This window comes from Microbacterium sp. cf046, from assembly GCF_900114345.1.
Lineage (GTDB): Bacteria > Actinomycetota > Actinomycetes > Actinomycetales > Microbacteriaceae > Microbacterium.
Genome location: NZ_FOZJ01000003.1, coordinates 355,409 through 376,158, shown reverse-complemented (window position 1 = coordinate 376,158; position 20,750 = coordinate 355,409). Strand labels below are relative to the sequence as shown.

The 20,750-nt window shown below is 66.1% G+C and carries 7 protein-coding genes; all 7 read left to right on the top strand.

Annotated elements, in window-relative coordinates; translation table 11 throughout:
• The first annotated feature begins 55 nt into the window (after positions 1-55).
• The 7 genes from BM349_RS14170 to BM349_RS19095 all read left to right on the top strand — a co-directional run bounded on the left by BM349_RS14170 (position 56) and on the right by BM349_RS19095 (position 20,748).
• The gene (locus BM349_RS14170) at positions 56-2,929 is read left to right on the top strand and encodes a metallophosphoesterase family protein (protein ID WP_139230934.1); all 2,874 of its coding nucleotides are present in this window, start codon (positions 56-58) and stop codon (positions 2,927-2,929) included.
• Positions 2,926-6,480: a DUF6603 domain-containing protein gene (locus BM349_RS14165; protein ID WP_091707556.1), complete on the top strand. Its 3,555-nt coding sequence runs from the start codon at positions 2,926-2,928 to the stop codon at positions 6,478-6,480. Before BM349_RS14170 ends, BM349_RS14165 begins: the two co-directional genes overlap by 4 nt.
• Before the next feature lie 19 nt (positions 6,481-6,499).
• Positions 6,500-9,388, top strand: a complete 2,889-nt coding sequence (locus BM349_RS14160; RefSeq protein WP_139230933.1) for a hypothetical protein — start codon at positions 6,500-6,502, stop codon at positions 9,386-9,388.
• The gene (locus BM349_RS14155; RefSeq protein ID WP_139230932.1) at positions 9,388-13,701 is read left to right on the top strand and encodes a hypothetical protein; all 4,314 of its coding nucleotides are present in this window, start codon (positions 9,388-9,390) and stop codon (positions 13,699-13,701) included. Before BM349_RS14160 ends, BM349_RS14155 begins: the two co-directional genes overlap by 1 nt.
• A gap of 9 nt (positions 13,702-13,710) precedes the next feature.
• Entirely contained in the window at positions 13,711-15,465 is a 1,755-nt protein-coding gene (locus BM349_RS14150) for a hypothetical protein (protein ID WP_091707553.1), read from the top strand.
• Between the two features lie 462 nt (positions 15,466-15,927).
• The gene (locus BM349_RS19100) at positions 15,928-18,261 is read left to right on the top strand and encodes a WD40 repeat domain-containing protein (protein ID WP_091707552.1); all 2,334 of its coding nucleotides are present in this window, start codon (positions 15,928-15,930) and stop codon (positions 18,259-18,261) included.
• Between the two features lie 249 nt (positions 18,262-18,510).
• Positions 18,511-20,748 carry a WD40 repeat domain-containing protein gene (locus tag BM349_RS19095; protein ID WP_368086689.1) on the top strand — a complete coding sequence of 746 codons (2,238 nt, stop codon included), beginning with the start codon at positions 18,511-18,513 and terminating at the stop codon, positions 20,746-20,748.
• Positions 20,749-20,750 lie beyond the last annotated feature (2 nt).

Here is a 20,750-nt window from a genome sequence, read left to right as displayed (position 1 = left end):
CCACCGTTGCCGACGGGTAAAGCGACCTGCCGGCCTCCACTCGTCGGAGGCCATCTTGGATTTGCCACTCTTGCTCGCGGGGCCGATTCTCCGCCGGGTCGAGCCAAACCTCGTCGCGGTATGGGTCGCGCTCAGCGAAATGGCTTCCGTCAGACTCTCCGTGTGGGAGGGCCTCGTCGCGGCGGGCACACCCGGTTCCTTCGCGAACAGCGTTGACGACGCGGGTGAACGACTGATCGGGGACGACGGCGAGGAAACCTTGCGGGTTGGCGACCGGTTGTACCTCACCGTCGCGACCATCCGTCTCGCTGAGACGTCGGGTAAACAATTCGCTTCTGACTCACTCTATTCGTACGACCTCACCTTCAAGGTTTCGAACGGCCCGCGGGCTGGAGTCCACACACTCAAGTCCCTCGGGTTGCTCGAACCCAAAACGGAAGCCCGAGAGGCGCTGATTGCACCACTCGGCTATAAGCCCAACCAGCTCCCAAGCTTCGCGCCGTGTCCGTCGGCTATGGGAGATCTCAGGGTTGTGTACGGCTCGTGCCGCAAGCCCGGCCACGGCGACCCCGACGCGATGGTATGGATCGATGATCTGCTCGCGAAGGACGATACGTGGCGGGACCCCCGGGCCCGGCCGCACGAGTTGTTCCTCGGCGGTGACCAAATCTACGCCGACGACGTTGAGACCCTCCAAATGTTGCGGATCATCGAGCTGGGCCGCGAACTCATCGGGACAATGAAGACGTTGTCCGACGGACGCGAAATTGACACCTCGCGCGAACGGATTCCGGTGGATCACATCCGTAGCCGCAGGGCCGACGTCGACTTCAACGCTGAGCACCCATTGGCCGCCTACGAGGAGCCGGTTGCAGGACGCCGATTACTCCCCATAGATCGAGAGCATTTCCCGGCACTCTGGCGACTTGACTTAGTACAGCGCGCTGCGCAATTGACCACGACGGACGGCGTCAACCACCTCCTCTCGGTCGGTGAGTTCGCCGCCACGTATCTCTTGAGCTGGAGTCCCGCGTGCTGGGGCGACGAGATCCCGGACGCGACGCTCCAGGATGGCGAGACGGCAGATAAGCACCAACTGCTTTGGACCGATGAGGTCAGACCTGGCTCAGTGATCACCCTTCCTCCGCTCGCCGCCCCCGCCGAGATAGCTGGCGACTTGTTCGTAGAGGAGACGGACGAAAAGCCGGAGACCGAGGAACAGAAGCAGAAGGATGAAGCGAAGAGGCAGAAGGGTCTGCGCAGGAGCCACCGGATCCTGAAAGAGTTCCGAGCGGGCCTAGCGAAGGTCCAGCGAGTACTTGCGAATGTGCCTACATACATGATCCTTGACGACCATGACGTCACCGACGACCTCTTCCTGAACCCCTTATGGCGTGAACGAGTGCTCAAGACGGCGCTAGGCCACGCCGTGATGACCAACGCGATGATCGCATATGCGTTGTTCCAAGACTGGGGAAACGATCCACGGCGGTACGACCGAGGGCTCCGCGCAGAGCTACTTGGCGTGATGGAGGCGCTGTTCCCAGATGGTCCTGATCTTCGCGGCCCGAAGACTGGACCATACGATCGTTGCGCGGAGCTATTCGGTCACGATCAGTTAAACGTCGAACGGCTCGACGGACGCTACAGCCCCGTAACGCCTCCCATCCGCTGGGACTTCATGGTCGACGGGCCGAAGCACCGCGTACTGGTGCTCGATAACCGCACCCGGCGAAGTTACGGGTCGCGGCTGGGTCCGCCCGGCAACGTCTCGATCGAAGCCATGCTCGACCAAATTCCGCCGCCCCCCTTGCGCGCCGGGCAGGAAATTCTTGTCGTAGTCGCTCCGCTCGTGGTGCTCGGCCCACCCGTACTTGATGACGTGATTGCGCCGTTGACCTACCGGGCATACGACCTCAAGGACAGCCTCAGCTCCAAATCAGTGGTGACGCCGAACAGCCGAACGGGTCATCGGGGGATGATCGGCACTGACCCGGACGCGATCGAGTCTTGGGCGGCGGACCCTGTGACATTTGAAGCGCTGTTGGCTCGGCTCGCGACCTACCAGCGGGTTGTCCTTCTGTCGGGAGACGTCCACAACGCATCCGGAACTTTGATGAGCTATTGGTCGGGCGCAACAAACCAACCCGCACGTATCGCCCAGTTCGTTTCAAGCGGGTTCAAGAACGTGATGCCCTCCAACATCGCTGCCGCCTCTCAAAGCCTCGGGTTCGCGCAGCAACTACTCCGGGCCAACCTGGGCACCGAGCGGCTGGCCTGGGCAGAACCGAAGGACGATATGGTCGTCCTGCCTGATGGCCTCGGCACCGATGCCCTGACGCCGGGGCTTCGCGCGAAGTTGGCGCGCACTCCGGTGCTCGTGCCATCCTGGGGATGGCCCGATGAAACCCCAGAGAACCAGCCGGCCGTCGATGCAACAGAGACGACGCGGCTTAATCCAGCGCAACTGCCAGATTGGCGATGGCGGCTGACACCGCTCCTCGATCAGCGGCCGGATGAATTGCGACCTGAGCCGATGCGACCGCTGGCGCTGGACGAGGAGCAGATCGAGGCCCAACTTTCCGATCCCGAACGGCTGATCGACGCCTATCAGGCGATTGCGGTGCGCCACCAGCACGCCCTTGGCCACCTACGAAACGCGCGCCAGATCCTATTTCGTAGCAACTTCGGGCTCTGCCGATTCGAACCCCATCCCGACGGCACCATGGACGCGGTCCATGAGGTGTACACCGCGTTTGTCGACCCGGACGACCCAACCGCTACAGACGACCCCGAGCCAGCGCCGTACCTAGTCCAGCGAGCACCGTTGGGCCCAGAAGATGAACCCCCGCCCGATCGGCTCCGCGCCCGCGTCATCGACCGTCGAGCAAGGCTAGGCAAGATCGAACAGCCGGGCGGCCCGGCATGAGCGAGCGCTCGTGGTTCCAGGCTCTGGTTGCGAAGGTCGTCGATTTCCTAGCCTTCGCGGCTGAGTCGTTGAGTGAGGACGTCACGCGTTCGGCGCTGATCAGCGATCTGGGCGGGGACCCCGGCCGAGCGAACGGGAGCATCCAGTTACCGGAGGGCACGGTCAAGAAGCTACGTGAGTACTCCGAGGGCCCCGAGCCTGATGCGGAGGCGGATTACGAGGCGCTCACCGATGTCGTGACGCTGCTGGATGCGATCGCCAGCAACGTTGAGGTGTGGTGGGGGGGCTCGGACGATCAGCTTGACCAGATCGGTCAGTCCCTGCTCGATCTGCTGGCCACCAACTACGTGCGTCAGCGCCACTTCCGAGTGTTTGTGTTAGCGGAACTTCTGTCCGTCGTCCATGAGGTCTCGTCGTCGTATGGGGCTGGGACCAATGATGCTGTCCGGCTATGGGACGCCGCGCTTGCAGCGCTCCACTTCCTGATCGATCCAGGCAAGACGCTGAGAGATCTCGCCCCCACGGGATCCGATCCTGCAGGGACCGGCGGTGACCTCACGACAACGGGAGGCATCCCGGTCGACGCGGCGGTCAACGGGCTCGCCCGGCTCGGGGCTGCAGTGTTGGCCATTCTTGACGCGAAGGAAGACTACGCGCTGATTGGGGATGTCCTCGCCGGGTGGGACGCACCGGGTATGGGCAACGCCTCGGTCGGCGAGCCAGAGGTCCTTCCCACCCGAGCCGACGTGATCTCGGGCCAGATGACGTCAATCTCCATCGTTCACGATGTAGAGCAGCCCGAAGGCGAACCGGACCTGTCGTCCCGAGCTCAAGCCACGTTCGCTCTTGTGCCGGTCGACGATCAAGGGCTGAGGGTCTTCCTCGCATTCGGCGGGTCGCAGGACCTCGACGCGAAGATTACCGAGCGCTGGCGATTTGCGTTCCGGTTACGCAGTGACGGAACCACGGCGGTCGTGATCGGGTTGGACCCGTTATCCTTCGCGGCGAGCGGACCCGCCGGCGCAGCCAGTTTCGAACTCGCAATGGGCTGGACCTCTCAGCCGGATCCGGCGACGGGACGGTCCTTCGTCTTGCCGCGCACGACCGGCATCCGGCTGGAGATCGCGCGGATGGGCTTCTCATTCCGGCTTGGTACGGCCGGGGCGGAGATGCGGGCCGAACTCGCCAACGCCGCGCTGATAGTCGACCCGAAGGATGCTGACGGACTTATCGCCCGCCTGCTCGGTGGGACCCCGATCCGACTGCCGTTTTCGGTGACGTTCGGCCTCTCCACCGGCCGCGGCCGCTTCATCGAGGGTGGCATTCCGAAGTCGACGTCATCCGCGGATGGCACCGAGAATTCCCCACTCGGCGGCGACGGCGGGAGCACCCTGCTGGCGGCGACGGTCCCGCTCAGCCGGCGGATCGGACCGGTGACGATTCATGAGGTCAGTCTGCGAATAGCCGAGGCGCCCTCGGGGGCCAGCGCGAGCGCCGACATCTACACCGCCGAGACAGTCATCTCCTTCAGCGCCCAAATCGGACCGGTCTACTTCCGCCTCGACCAACTCGGCCTGGCCCTCCTGATCGACAACAGCGTTCCGCGCTCCGAACGCAACCTGCGGTTCCTCGATGCACACCTCGACGTCGCCTTCCCGCGCGCGGTCACCATCAACGTGGACACGGACATCGTGTCAGGAGGCGGCGTTCTCTTCCACGACCCACGTACAGGAACCTACTTCGGGGTCTTTGCAGTGCGGCTCTGGAAGCGACTTATACTGAAGGCGATCGCACTCATCGCCACCCGCGACCCCGACGGAGCGAAGGCGTCCTCATTCATCGTCATCGCCACCGTCGAGGGGCTGAACTGGCAGGTCGGCCCGGTCACCATCGACGGGCTGGGTGTTCTGTACGCCTCGGATCGCACCTTCGACGAGAACGCTGTGCGTGCCGCCCTACCGACCGGTCAACTCAAGCACCTGCTGTTTCCCGCCGATCCGGTGCGTCACGCACCTGAGATCCTCGCTCCACTGGCGAGCTTCTTCCCCGCGCGGCGGGATAGCTACCTGATCGGCGTACTCGTCCGCATGACCTTCGGACGGCCACCCAAGATCACTCTCGATCTGGCGCTCATCTTCCAGGGTGGCGGCGCCGTCTCTAACCGACTGATCGTGCTAGGCCGGGTCAGCTCGATCCTGCCCGACGACCGGATCCGCGCGATTCAGCTCAACCTCGACGCGGTCGGCGTCTTCGACCCGAGCGAAGGCACTGCCTCACTGGATGCCGTGCTGGTCGACTCGAAGCTCTGCGGCCGCTTCCCCCTGACCGGGTCGGCCGCGCTGCGCCGAGTCCGGGGTTCAGTTGGCTTTGCCTTGGCTGTCGGCGGATTCCACCCGGACTTCCGAATACCGGCGGGCTTCCCTGCGCTCAAGCCGATCACGGTCGCGCTCACGGCGGGCGACAATCCGAAGCTCATCTGCCAGGCCTACCTTGGGGTCACAGCCAACACCGTCCAATTCGGCGCCGAAGCCTCCCTCTACGCCGCTGCGTGCGGCTTCAGCATCTCCGGCGCCGTCGGGTTCGACGTACTGATCCACTTGTTCCCGCCTCACTTCCTGGCCGAGTTCCGCGCGAAGGTGCAACTGAAGCGCGGCTCCCGCAACCTCTTCTCCGTCACGGTCAACGGCGAAGTCGAAGGACCGTTGCCGTTGCGGATCCAGGGCAAGGCGACCTTTGAGATCCTCTGGTGCGACTTCAGCGTCAGCTTCGAGAAGACGCTGGTCGACACCGAGGGCACGATCACCATGCCGCAAGTCGACGCGATCGGCGAGCTCCGGAGAACCCTGAACGATCCGACCAATTGGCAGTCGGAGCCTCCGCGCGCCGGACAGCTAATGGTGACCGTGCGACGGGATGATCGCCCTGGCGAGGTGCTGCTCCATCCTCTCGGGACGCTCTCCGTTCGCCAAGGTGTCGTGCCGCTCAATCTCGAGCGGGATATCGACCGCCTCGGCGGATCCGTCCCGTCGGGAGACCGCCGCTTCGCCATCACCTCAGCCACTATCGGCCCGAACGCCCAGGATGCGACGCCTGTTCGTGAGCAGTTCGCGCCGGCGCAGTTCTTCGATCTCACCGACGACGAGGCCCTCGCCGCGCCCTCATTCGAAGAGATGGACGCAGGAGTGTCCTTCGGCGCCGAGGGCTACGCATTCCCCTTCGACGCGCGCGTGAACGCCCCCTTCGACTACACCGAGATCACTATCGGACCGGACGGCGAGCCTACCGAGGAATCCGAACCGCAGCTCCTGCAAGGAACGCTGGTGATCGCTCTCGCCGCCTTTGGGGCAGCCGCACTCGCACCCGGCCGAGCTGAATCGGCTACTCGGTTCACGAGTGTCGTGCGGGGCGATGCGCCACGAGTGCGGTCCGGCGGCTGGGCCGTCGCGGATGACACAGGGCCGACGGACGCAGGGCAGAGACTCACCTGGGTGGAGGCTCGCCGACGGCGAACCAAAGCACAGGTGCTGGTTCCGGCGACGAGCAGAGCTTGAACCGGCCGGAGATTCGATCGTGAGTGAAGCAGACCTGATCTTCGTGCCCTGGGTACGTCGCGGTGGAGCGGCAGCCTTCGACAGGCCGGACACTCTGGGAGCAGGGCAGCCGGGGACCACCTCGTCGACGGTCACGCTCGAGGTCAACGGTCGGCCGGGCGCTGCGTTGCCCGTCCGGTTGATGGGACCGAGCCATGTGACCGCACTGCAACCCCGGCAGGTGATCCGCACCGATCCCACCCCCGGTGCACGCACGTTCGAATCGAACTTCTTCCCACTCATCGAGTTCGATGAGCCCAGCCTGCCCTGGCTGTTCACCCCCGCCTCGGCAGACGCGCGCGAACGGCTCCGCCCCTGGCTCTGCCTGATCGTCGTGAAGGTCCAGCCCGGCGTCCGCCTCGACCCGCCCACCCGGGGCTCCCTTCCGGTCGTAGCTATCGACGCTCCAGCCGTCCCCTCCGCAGAGCTGCCCGACTTGGCCGTCTCATGGGCATGGGCGCACGCGCAACTCACCGAGAACGCGGGTGCTGACCGGAAGAAGCTGACCGGACTGCTGGAGGACCGACCCGAGCGGTCGCTGTCCAGGCTCATCTGCGGTCGCATACTCGAACCGAAGACGGAGTATCTGGCCTGCGTCGTCCCCACTTTCGCACTCGGCGTCAAAGCCGGCCTCGGCGTGGACATCGGCGCCGACGACGAAAAGCGGCTCGATCCGGCATGGGCGCTCGGCCCGGACCTGCGGTCGGTGGCCCTGCCGGTGTACTACCACTGGAACTTCTCGACGGGCGAAGGCGGTGACTTCCGGTCACTTGCCTTGTTACTGAAGGCCCGCCCACTCCCCGAGACGGTGGGGCTGCGTCCATTCGAGATCACGGACAGTCTCCCCGAAGCGGGACTTCCGGATCCGACTGTGCTCGATCTCGGTGGCGCGCTCCAGCCGCTGCGGCCGGCGCCCGACCGCTGGCCGAGCGCCATCGCCCGCAAGCAATTCCATACCGAACTCGCGGATCTGCTGAATCTCGTCGACGACGTACCCGCAACCCGGCCTCTGCTTGCGCCTCCTCGGTACGGCGAAGTGCAGTCCGGGAGAGCGTCAGTAGATGCCGGACGCGACGATTGGTACGCGCAACTCAACCTCGACCCCGCCGCACGCATTGTCGCAGCGTTCGGCACACGGGTGGTCCAGGACTTGCAGGAGCCCCTGATGGCCGCCGCGTGGGACCAGGCGCCCGATCTCGGGCGGGTCAACGAACTGCTGCGGCACGCAGGTCTGGGCCGGGCGGTGGCGAGCAGCCTCCACCGCAGATTCTTCACCACCATGGAGCCGGACATGGGCTTACAGGTGCTTGGCCCCGCCCAGCCCAGACTCGGACTCACGGCCGCAGCGCGCCAACCAGGCGGCGGCCTGATGGCTCGGCTGGCGGCGACCGGGCTGACCAGCGGGGCATACAGCATGGCGATCCGCCGGATCACCCGGGCGCAGGGCGCAGTCGGCCGGCGTGTACGTCGCGCCCCGGTCGATCCTGAGCGACCCGTGATTCGCACAGGCATCCTGCGCAACCAGCAGCCAATAGTCTTCGCCAGTCGGCTCGCCACCAAGCCGGTCGCCGATCGCTTCGGCCTGGCGACGATCGAGCGAGTTGCCACGCTGATGGAACGACCGGACCTGCGCTGGCCGCTGGGCTCGGTGAAGCGTGTGACCGAGCGACAGCCGCAACCGAAGTTCAGGGTCGTCGCCTTCGGTTGGCCGCGTGGCGATGCCGGCCCACTCGGCCCCGGGCGACCGGGATCATCGGAAGGAGTCGTGGACACGGTTGCGCCCGTCGTGTCAGCTGGCTCGCCGGGCGCAACCTTTGAGGCTCGCCCTAGGGCGAGGGAGCGACGAGGTCCGTCCGATCCGCTTGACCCATTCGAGGCGGGTGAACCCGGTCCGGTAGATCCCGTCGACCCGGTCGATCCTGGAGATCCTGTTCTCAAGCTCGACAGCCCCGGCTCCGCCACTTTCCGGGCGGCTGCTCGCGCACACCTCGAGGCGTTCCTCCCGTTCCGGCCGCTCATCGCCCGCCCAGTGTTCCCGACCGGCACGCTGGCCGACCTGTGGGCCGAGACAAAACTGCGCATCCACCCGTTCGAGACCTACGCGCTGCAAGTGATCACGCTGATCGAGCGGCCCGGGCCACCCCCCGCCGATGAGCACGCTCTCGACGAGGCACGCTTCACCCCGCGGTTCACCACACCCATGGCCACTTCGCTGACCGAACTCGGCCAGGACCTGCTGCTGCCCGGTCTCGACGGCGTGCCGCCGAACACCGTCGTCCCTCTTCGCACCAACACCCCCTTCGTCGAGGCCTACATGGTCGGCCTCAACACCGAGATGGGCCGCGAACTGGTATGGCGCGAGTTTCCAACACCGGCGCGGGCGACATACTTCGACCGGTTCTGGGACTCGGGCCCAGCATCCGACCCTCCTTCCGACATTCCTCCGCTGGCAGAGTGGGGAGATCGGATCCTAGGCGGCCCGCGGGCCACCGGTGAGCGTTTCGTGATGCTCATCCGCAGCGAACTCCTCCGTCGCTACCCCCACGCCGTGGTGTACGCGATCCGGCCGGGAGCGGACGGCGGGCCGCAGGTCGCCGATCCGATCTTCACCGGCGCGATGGAGCCGGATGTGCGCTTCTACGGATTCGACATCCCCGCAGACGATATCGCCGCCTGGTCTCTGGTGATCGCGGAGCAGCCCACCGCCCCACGATTCGGAGTCAAGGTCGGAACCGCGCCCTCGGATGTGACCCACCTGCCGCCCGGACCGGGACACGCCGCCGCCGTCTCCCGCCGGTTGAGGCAGACACCGGTGCGGATCACGATCCCGGCGACTGTGCTTCTCCGATCGGATGAGGAGAGGGACTAGTGAGCCTCGCCATCGCAGACATCGGGGCGCTTCTCGCCCTGGATCCGGCTGGGACACCGGCGCTGAGGACGCCGGTGGGGTCGTCCGCCGTCCCAGTGGCGTTGCTACCGGTGCGGTTGGAGGCACGGTTTGTCGCGACTCTGGACGGCAGTGCAGAGCTGCTGGTCCGGGTCTACCCCGACAAGATCCATCTCGATGCCCACGATCCGCGGTTGAGCGCGACGGAGGTTGAGGCTGGCCGTGGATATTGGCGTGCCCAGTGGCGAGCAGGCGCCGACGAAAGCAGATTGCGCGCGTGCTGGCGGGGGCTGGTCGATCGATTCGGCCCCGGCCGAGCTGCCTTCCTCGCACGACGCCTGACCCCGACGAACCCGGAGGCGCGGCCCAGCCAGCCCCTCGGTCCCGAGGAAGCACTGGATGTGGAACCGGACTTCCCGGAGGCCGGCCCGCTGGCCGAGCGAACGTCTACTCCTGTGGCGAGGCTCCTCCCGGAGAAGTGGACCGCGTGTGTCTACAGCTCGGGTGCGCTGGTAACTTCCGTCACCGGTGCCGACATCCCGTCAGACCTTCCCGTGGGACCCGACCTTGACGCGGCTGTTGTCGCGAACGACGACGGTCCGGCTGTGGACAGTGGGATGGCCTGGATGGTCGACTTCGACGAAGCGGAACGCCAAGGAATGGGCCTGCGCGTGCCCCTGCCAGGTACCGCCCTCGTCGATGCACGGGTCGACGTGCTCATTGTGAGCGGAATCCGGTCAGGCGATCCGCTCGCGGGAGCGGCCGCGTGTGCGGATCTGGTTTCGGCGCAGCGGTTCACGGACGGCGCGGCCTTCCTTGCGCCGGGCACGCCGTCCAACAACTCTGCTGATGATCGGTCGGGGTTCGTCAGCCGAGACCTCCGCGGCGAGCAGAGCTTCGCGGCCGAGTGGCGGTCGACCGCCTTGACGTCGACTGGCAACGCCGGTCGCACTGCGACCGCGTTGGGTCTGGCCGACTCCGCGCTCGGGCACCTGCCGGGCGCCGACGACGACACTGAGCGGCTCGCCGGTGCTGTCCAAGCCGCGCTATGGCCGAGCACGTGGGGCTACTATCTCACCCAGTTCGTGGGGCTGCGGGCGGGCAGGCTATCGGTCGAAGATCTCGAGTGGGTGCGAGGATTCTCGCTGCGCTGGGTGCGACCGGGGGGACCACTGCCCGCGATCCGGATCGGTCGCCAGCCGTACGGCGTGCTACCCGTGACCTCCCTTCACCGGCTGGCTGCGACCGACGACGCCGATGAGGCACGCAGCGCGAGGCTCCGAACGCTCCTCGTCGACCTGCGGGAGTCCGTGTGGCGGCCGGCACTCGGCGACGTGCCCCGGATCGGCCGCGGCACCGACCCGAACGCCGAAGTCATCGACATCCTTCGCACGGATGCACCGGGAAACGACTTCGCAATCCGTCGCGCGATGGGGCCGCAATACCTCCAGCACTTGAGCAAGTTCCTCGGTCGGGACCTCGAGGCGATCGGCTTCTGGCGCCGGCTGCAGCAGATGACCTCGCGGTTGCCCGCGGACGCGAGGCTCGGATTCACGCCTGCGAACGGCGGACTGGTGTGGGAGGACGAGACCCACCGCCTCGCCAAGCCCCTCGTCCCGGAAAATCACGCAGCGATGATTGCTGAGCTCCTGAAAGCGGACCTCGATGCGCTCGCAGAAAGGCCCCCCGCATCGGGGTTGGAAGCACTGCTGCGACACAGCCTGTTGCGCGATTACGCCATGGCCGCCGCCCGGATGCTCGAAAGTGACGACCATCCGCTTGGACAACTCCTCCGCGATTCTGAACTGGTCGACTTCGCACCTGATCAGGGATCGACGCCGGGCTGGAAGCGGCAGCTCTCGCAGCCGGTGTCAGGCTCAACGGACACTGTTCGCATTCGCCTGTCCGTGAATCCACCGGGCGAGCGATCCGCACTCGAAGAACTGAGGACGACCGACCCGTCGCAGCTGGAAATGGCGCTGCGCGATGCGCTGGGTGCGAGTTCGCATCGGCTCGATGCGTGGGCGACCGCGTTCGCGACCGCTCGACTGGCCGAACTGCGCAACGCCCAGCCGACCGGCCTCCTCGTGGGCGGTTACGGCTGGCTGGAGAACCTCCGCTTTGAGCCCAGCACGACGGTCGACCCCCTGCCGGACGAGCCTGGTCCACTGCGTCTCGCCCCGGACGATCCCGGTTTCATCCACGCACCGTCGCTAGGGCAGGCGAGCGCCGCTGCTCTGGTGCGGAATGCCCACCTGGCCCACGGCGCGACCGCCGACGGCGCGTACGCGGTCAGCCTCACATCGGAGCGAGTGCGGCGGGCGCAGCGGCTGTTCGACGGCGTTCGTCAGGGGCAGTCGCTCGGCGCCCTGCTGGGCTACGACGTCGAACGGGCGCTGCACGAGTCTGGTCTTGACCGCCTGCTCGACGACCTGCGCCGCATTGCCCCGCCAGCCGCAGCCGAGAGCGGCGAGGAAGCCGTGCGCCGACGCATCCTGCTCGACGGCATCGTGCTGCATCGTCGCTGGAGTGACGATCCTCAGGATCTGCTCTCCGAGGTACCGAACCTCGGAGTACGCGACCGGCCCAAGCTGATCAGGATTCTGCAAGGGCTGGACGCGGCAGTCGACGCGGCCGCGGATGCGGTGACGGCGGAGAACATCTTCCAGTTCGCTCGCGGCAATCTGGCACGCAGCGGCGGATCCCTGGACGAGATCGCGAGCGGCAAGGCCCCGCCGCCGTCCCTCGAGTTCGCCCGAACGCCGCGCACTGGAACGACGATCACCCATCGCGTGCTGATCGCCGCCAACCCAGACGCGGCGCGTACTTCTGCCTGGTCCACAAGCACGCCCCGGGCGCTGGTCGAGCCGACTCTCGACCGCTGGCTATCGCAACTGATCGGTCCCGCGACCGGGGTCGACGTTGCCGTGGAGGTGCTCGACGAAGGCGGCGCGGTGTTAGATCGTCACGTCGTGCCGCTCACTGACCTCGGGCTGTCGGCCCTGGACCTCGTGTGGATCGCGGGCGCGGATGCCGCGACGATGCTCGCGCGCCGGGCGTATGCGTCGGCCATGGCGGACCGCGAGATCCCCGTTCGTGCTGCCCGGGCGGGCGGTGGCGAGGAACCTGCGCTGCGGCTTGACCTTTCCCCGAGCTCGGATCGGTCTCGCCGGAGCCTCGCCGATCTGCTCGAACTCGCCGAGCGGGCGCGCAACTTGGTCAGTGGAACGCGGCCCCTGGATGGGGCGGACCTGCAACCCGCGCACGCCGCCCCGGACAGGCGGATGAACCTCGACGAATTCGAGGCCCGCGCCGACGCGGCAGTTACCGCCCTGGACGGGCTCCATGCCCAACTGAACGGATTGCTGGGCGCGGACCCCCCACCGGCGATCGGCGATGTTCGGCCCGTCCTCGCAGGCATCGCCGAGTTCGGTGTGACCGGGGCACTGACATCCATTCCCGGGGCACACGATGACCGACTCACCGTCGGATCGGCCTCGACAGCCTCTGTCGCCGCCGTGCTCAGCGAGGCACAGAGGCGCCTCACCGAAGCGGCTGGGCACGCTCGTGATCCGGACGTCGATGAGCCCGACGAGGCACGTCGTGACAGGGTTGTCCGCCGAGTCCGGGCCGCATTCGGATCGGGCTTCGTCGCCTGCCCTATCTTCCGAGTTCCGACCACCGCTGACCTCGCCGCGTCCGAAGCAGATCCCGGCCTGCTGGGCGGCGACAGCCTGGCCGCCTACACCTGGATCACCCGCATGGAGCGGATCCGACCCTCCCTCTCACGTCTCGGTCTGACGCTGCGCGAGGCCGAGATCCTCGACAGCACAATCGGGCTCGATCTGAGAATTGCCCAGGTGCCACACCGGCCTGGCCAGGCCTGGCTCGGTGCACGCATAGCGACAGAAGAAGAGGGGCAGGACGGCCAAGTCTCGCTCGTGCTGGCCGGATCCAGCGGCGTCGACCTCACTGAGCAACTCGCCGGACTGCTCATCGACGAATGGACGGAGGTTGTCCCGAACAGAACGGAGACCACTGCAATTGCGTTTCGATACGACCCACCCGACGCCGCCGCACCACACGCGATTCTTCTTGCCGTGCCCCCCGTGATGCGAGAGGACTGGAGCGTCGGAACGCTCACGCAAGTACTGCTGGAAACGCTCGATCTGGCGCATCTGCGCACAATCGGCCCCGATCAGCTCGCCGCCGCCGCGCAGTTCCTCCCCGCCGCACTACTCCCGTTCAACGTCGCGGGCGACGTTCCCTCCACCGACCCCAATCTCTTGATCTGAGGCACTCCCATGCCCTCCATCACCACATGGTCCCGGCTGGAGCCGCTCCCCCGAAGGGGCGACGACACCCCGGGAGTGGCCGCCCGCATCTGGGACCCGCTGTGGCTGCTGGGTCGCCAATGGCAGGTCGGTGAATTCCAGGGAGAGGATGGCGGCACTCCGATCATCGCCCGCTGGCGCGGCCAGGTCGCGCCACTGAGCCGCTACGTGCTCGGCCCGCTCCCGGACGGGACCCAAACCTCGGCGCCGTCCCTCGACTTGGGCCTGCTGCCGCTGGAAGCGCTCGTCGAACGTCAGCCCGTCTCCGTCTCAGACTCCGAATTCACAGGTCTCGAGGGGCTGCGCCTAGCAGTCGAGGCCGGACAACACTTCCTGCGTGTGCTGGCCGCGCAGAGTACTGGTACGGACTATCGAGCAGCATTCATGTCGGCGTTCGCGGTGGAGCGGCCGGATCCCGCCGCACCTGCCGGATCGGATGCCGCGACCCTCCGCTACCTCGACCTAGTCGCCGGACGAGCGCTCGACGGTAGACGGCTACGCGCAGAGCTCGCCACCCGCGACTTGCCCGATCTGAACCCGCCAGTCGATGCAGCAGATCAAGCCGAAGTGCGTGCCGCCTGCGCGGACTGGCTGAAGTGGACGGCCGCACTGTTCAGCCATCCGACGCCTACTGAATCGCAGGCCTGGCAGCGTGACCGAATGGAACATGCCTTCTCCGTCGCCGCCCGACTCTCTGACGACCCGCTCGACGAATACACGCTGACGGCCCGTGAGTACCCCGGCGGAGACTTCGACTGGTACAGCGTGGACCGCGATGCGAGGATCAACCTCGGAACCAGCCCAGCCGAGGCCGGATCGATCGTGACCCAGACCGTGATCCCGGCACCACTGACCGTTCGCGGAGTCCCCGCGCCGCGCTTCTTCGAGTTCGAGGACGGCCTCCTCGACCTCGGCGCACTCCAACCCGGGCCAGCTGAGCTGCCGATGCTCCTCATGCTCGAAGCAATGAGCGGATACGGCAACGACTGGTACCTGATCCCGATCGACCTGCCCGTAGGAACCATCACCGCGACTCGGTCGCTCGTAGTCACCGACACCTTCGGGATCCAGACACTCCTCCGACCTAACGGCGACCCCGAGTTGGCCGATCGAGCGGGATTCGACATGTTCGTGCTTGCTACGCCGCAAAAGGACGTCGACGGCCGACCGCTGATCAACGCCCTGTTCCTCCCACCAAGCATCATGCAACCGCTTGAGGGCCCCGCTCTGGAGGAGGTGCTCTTGGCCCGGGATGAGACGGCCAACCTCGCCTGGGCCATCGAGCGGCGGCTCGCGAGCCCCTTGCTCGAAGCAGTTGACGGAGCCTCAGACGCACTGAACTTCCCCATCGAGGAAAAGGTCTCCGAGGATGGGGAGGTGCCGGAATACCGGCTCGCATCTTCCGTGCCGACCGGGTGGATACCTCTCCTTCCCGTTCGTGTTGACCCGGAAAGCCCGGAGATCAGGTTGGCTCGTGGCGCCGTCCTCGATCTCGACGGCGTACGGCGCGTGGTCACAAGCCGCGCGGACCTGCTGGGCAATCCGGACTCGGACCTGCTGATCCCAGAGGAGGAAATACCACGATCGGGCGCGGTCGTCCGGCGCTACTTCCAGGCAGCTCGCGACAGCGACGGTCACCTGTATGTGTGGTTCACGAACCGCAAATCCGTCGGCCGCGGGGAGTCGTCCAGCGGGCTCCGTTTTGACACCCTCACCGAGGACTAGGGAGCCTGCCATGACGAAAGGTCCGGTGGGTTCACCGGGGAGAACCCATGGTCGAAGCCGCCGCCGACACGCTCACAATCCACCAACCTTGGATGTCCGGCGGCCCGCGAGGTTCAGCACCCCTGTGAGCGCGGTACTCGGGTCACGCTGTCTCGGTGGGCAGACAAGTAATCCCTCTTGCCCCATGAACAGCACACGATCAGCACAACGCTGTTCGCAAGCCCCATGGCGCTCTGCCGAGCAAAGCCCATGGAGGAGACCACGTGAACGGACGACCGATGTCGTCACCTCTTGTACCGACCTTCGCCCCGAGCCCTTGCTACGCCGGGCAGGGCTTCCTCTCGGCCTCCTGCCGGTCCCGCTTGGTCCCCGTGTAGATGGGATCTCAAGAAAAGACCCTTGCCTGGCGACCGTCGCCCCAGCAATCGCGCGATTTTCGGACGCCCCAGTTGGTAGGGCACGATGAACCACCTCGAGCTATTGATCGCTGTCCAACTCCTAGCTCAGGCGAGATCAACGGCGCGGGATCAAGAGAATGTCGCGGCATATCTCTGCGACTACCTGCCCGAGCATGTCGCAGCGGGACCAGGTTGGGGCCTACTTGAAGACAATCCGGACGTCCTCGACTACATCAACGTCAATGCCGTCTTTGCCGAAGTTGCTCGGCGCGGGTTCTGGAGCCTGAACTCCGCTGCAATTCAGGCGACGGTGTGGGACGCGGCGCGACTGTCGGCGCTGGCACCGTCCGAGCGGCGCGTGATGCGGGATCTCGCGGCGCGCCTACTTGGTCACCCGCCCACGAATGACTCCCCCATAACTTGGGCGCGGCCGCACTTTCCGATGAGCGTTCCACTTGCGGGCCATACGGATGTGGTTTCCGCCTGCTGCACCGTATCCCTTCCCGACGGGACCCGGTTGGTAGCCACTGGAAGCTGGGACTCGACGGCACGCTTGTGGGACCCCGCCACTGGGGGCCTCCACGGGTGGCCCTTGCTGGGTCACAAATACGCGGTAACCGCGTGCTGTGAGGTTCCGCTCCAGGACGGCACAAGCTTGCTAGCGACCACCAGCGTCGATGGAGAAGTGCGACTCTGGGATCCGGTCACTTGCCGCCTCTTTAGCAAACCCTTCCGCGCTCATCGTGAACGGATCACGGGATGCTGCGTTGTCTTCCTCGCGGACGGTACAGCACTGTTGGCAACGACCAGCGACGATGGGACGGGGCAGTTGTGGGACCCGACGACGGGGAAACGACGTGGCGATGCGCTCACAGGACATACCGGACCGGTGACCGGTTGCTGGCCATTTGCCTTGAGGGGGGCGAGTGTACTGGCCACTTCGGCCCATGATGGCGTCCGATTATGGAACCCAGATACTTGGGCGGCTCAATCGGAGCCGTTTACAGATCAGTTGGGTCCAGTGGCGGGATGCTGTCCAATCACCCTTCGCGATGGCCGCACTCTGCTAGCGGTCGCCAACGGGGGCGGAGCGACACTCCTGAACGGCGACAGCGGTGCGGTCCACGGATACCCCCTCGAGCGCCTTCGGTCCCAGGCCGACGTGGTCACGTCATGCTGCTCGGTTTCGCTGCCTGACGGCGGGAGCCTACTTGCCACAAGCTTCGAGGACGGTTCGATTCAACTGTGGGATCCCAACACCTGCGAGCCCTACGGCAATCCACTGGAAGGACACACGGGTGCGGTGACCGCGTGTGGCTCGGTGACACTGCCGGATGGTGCACAGTTGCTCATTACGACAAGCCGGGATGGAACTGCACGGCTGTGGGATCCCTCGACAGCCCCAGCGAGCGGGACTCCCGGCGGGAATTACCACACGGGGAGGGTTACAGCATGCTGCCAGGTACCTCTAGCTGACGGGACCGCCTTGATAGCGACCACTAGCTGGGACATGACAGTTCGCGTATGGAATGCAACCGGCGTCGTCTCGCAAGTAAGTGAACCTCAATACCCGATCGGCTTTCACGGTGGCCCGGTGACCGGATGTTGCGCGGTGCCGCTTCCCGATGGTCCGACCCTGATCGCCACTACGAGCTGGGACCACCAGGCGCGACTATGGGACCCCGTCGCGGGTACTCAGTATGGCGGCCCCCTGGACGGTCATACGGATCGGGCCAACGGATGCTGCGCCTTGCCGCAGCCCGGCGGCGGCACTGCACTCGTCACTACGAGCGACGACCGCACAATTCGGCTCTGGAATCCCCTCACCTGTGAACCCTTGGGAGACCCCTTTGATGGCCCGCGCCCCGTGACGAAGTGCTGTGCCATCCCGCGCAAAGACGGGACCGCCCTGCTGGTCACCACCGCTAGTCATGACGGTAGGGTCCGGGTCTGGGACTTCTCCCGACGGGACCCCCTGGTGCGCATCCTGACGGGCCACACCCGAGCAGTGACCGGGTGTTGCGCGGTGGACGTTCAGGGAGATGGCGCGACGATCCTAGTTACATGCAGTGACGATGGGAGCGTCCGCGTCTGTGATCCTGACACGGGCATTCTTCACTGTGACCCATGGGTGGGCCATGCCGGCGGGGTGAAGGATTGCTGCGTGATTTCGATGCCTGGCCAAACGCCGCTGGTTGCCACGATAGATCGCGATGACACGATGCGGGTGTGGGACTTCGCGAGCGGCAGCTCCCTCGCGATTCCGACGTCTTCGGTGTCATGCATGACGTTCGTACCGAGCAGTGCGTCTCTCGTACTGGCCGGTGATCGGGCAATCTACGCAGTTGATGCGAACTGGGTTTGTGCCAAACTCCACCCGGAAGGATTCCGAGAGTGAACTTCAATGCTGCGCCGACTGGTCAGAGTGATGTTGTGACGAGACTCTGGGGGCATCAACACGTGGACCGACTCTTGCTCCCTTGCCCTGTGACCGGGGCGTCAGCGAGCGGTATCATCAGCATCACTCCAGCCGGCGCCGCACTGACTATAGCGGTGCATTTCAGTGGCCAAGGGGGAACATGTGGTTCAGACTTTGTCGCAGATTGCCACGGTAGAACGCAGCGTCGCGCGGGCGCTGCTCATCACTATGGACGAGAGCGCGGCATCCACGAGCGAGTACGTCGAGTACTACGCGGCGTCGCATGTCGCTGAGTCCGAGCTCTGGGCGGAGCTCACGGCGAAGATCGTCGATCGGCTCGACCCGCACGCCGTGTCACTGGAAGTGACGCGGCACCAGGTCGACCCTGGCGAGTTGACCCCTGCCGGGTGGGCCACGGCCGTGGGATGGGCTGATCTCCTGGACGTTGAACCGTCTGGGCGATGCCTTTCGCGCGAGCTCTGGCAGGTGCGGCTGCGCCGCGACGAGGCTGCACGACAGTCACAGCTGAGCTGGGCGGCACTCGCCGCCGTGACGCCGCACTCGGTGATTGCGCGATCAGTCTGGACTACCAGTTGTGCGGCGATTCCGGTGCCTGGAGGCAACGTCCTCCTCGCCACTACCATCAGCGACGGTACCGTGCGACTGTGGAACCCAGTCACCGGCAGCCCCCAAGGCGAGCCCCTGACTGGCCACAGTGACTTCGCGACCGGATGTTGCGCCGTACCCCTCCCCGGCGGACGCACCCTGCTCTGCACCACCAGCCAGGACGGCACCGCGCGCCTATGGGACCCCACCACAGGTGCCCCGCACGGCGAACCCCTCGCCGGTCATGCGAGCTCGGTGAGCGCATGCTGCGCCATCCCCCTCTCTGATGGCACCACCCTGCTGGCCACTACCGGCCTGGACGGCACCGCGCGATTGTGGGACCCCGTCACCGGCACCCCGCACGGGGACCCGCTCGCCGGTCACACCGCACCGGTGAACGGTTGCTGCATCATCCCTATCCCTGACGGCCGTACGCTGCTTGCCACCGTGAGCTCCGACCGCACCGTGCGACTGTGGGACCCCACCACAGGCGCACCCCACGGCCATCCGCTCAACGGTCACAGCCGCGCCGTTCATGGATGTTGCGCCGTTCCTCTCCCCGACGGGACTACACTCCTGGCCTCCACGAGCGAGGATGGAACCGTGCGGCTGTGGGATCCAGCCACGGGTGCGCCGTACGGCGCCCCCCTCACCGGCCACACCAGTTTTGTATGGCGATGCTGTGCCGTCCCCCTCCTGGATGGCACCTCCCTGCTCGCCACCATCAGTGAGGACACCACCGTGCGCCTATGGGAGCCTGCCACCGGCATGCCCCACGGCGATCCTCTCACTGGGCACACTCAAGGGGTGACCGGATGTTGCGCCATCCCACTGCCTGACGGCACCACCCTTCTCGCGACCGGCGGCTCGGACGGAACAATCCGACTATGGAACCCGGCATTCGAAACCTCCCGCCGCGGCGAACCTCTTGTAGTCCATACCGGCCCAGTGACGGCGTGCTGCGCGGTGCCCATTCCTGACGGCGCTACCCTCCTGGCCACCACTAGCGAGGACCACACCGTGCGACTGTGGGACCCAGCCACCGGCGCCCCCCACGGCCACCCGCTCACCGGCCACACCGACACCGTGAGAGCATGCTGCGTGATCCTTCTCGCCGATGGCACCACCCTCCTCAGCACCACCAGCGAGGATCACACCGTGCGACTGTGGGACCCAGCCACCGGCGCCCCCCACGGCGACCCTCTCATAGGCCACGCCCTCGGGGTAAGCGGTTGCTGCGCCATATGCCCCTCCGAGGGAACAACCCTTCTGGCAACTACCAGCTGGGACGGCACGCTCCGACTATGGGACCCAGTCACCGGCGCCCCGCACGGCGACCCTCTCATAGGCCACACTTCCCAGGTGACCGGATGCTGCGCCATCCCACTCCGCGACGGCACCGCCATGCTGGCCACCGTCAGTACCGACACGACGGCCCGGTTATGGGATCTGACAACCGGGACGCTCCACCGTAACGCCCTTAAGGGACACACCCTCGCGGTGAGGGCATGTTGCGCCGTCCCCCTCACTGACGGAACCACTCTCTTGGCCACCACCAGCTGGGACCGGACCGTGCGCCTGTGGGATCCGGTGACCGGCACCCCGTATCGCGCTCCCCTAACCGGCCATACCAGCTCCGTGGGAGGATGCTGCGCCGTCCCCCTGCGCGGCGGCACCACCCTCCTCGCCACCACGAGCGAAGACCGCACAGTTCGCCTGTGGGACCCGGGAACGGGTCGACAAGTAGAGCAGTTCGCAATCTCGCCGTCAATCCCTCACAGTCTCGTCACAATCGGCGCGTCGCTGTTCGTGGCCTGCTCCGACGGGGTGATCGCACTATCGCTCGCCAATCTCGAATAGGA

Bases quoted from the DNA above. Each gene is read 5' to 3' on its own strand.
- BM349_RS14165 (WP_091707556.1), top strand. From the start codon at position 2,926: ATGAGCGAGCGCTCGTGGTTCCAGGCTCTGGTTGCGAAGGTCGTCGAT.
- BM349_RS14150 (WP_091707553.1), top strand. From the start codon at position 13,711: ATGCCCTCCATCACCACATGGTCCCGGCTGGAGCCGCTCCCCCGAAGG.
- BM349_RS19100 (WP_091707552.1), top strand. From the start codon at position 15,928: ATGAACCACCTCGAGCTATTGATCGCTGTCCAACTCCTAGCTCAGGCG.
- BM349_RS19095 (WP_368086689.1), top strand. From the start codon at position 18,511: ATGGACGAGAGCGCGGCATCCACGAGCGAGTACGTCGAGTACTACGCG.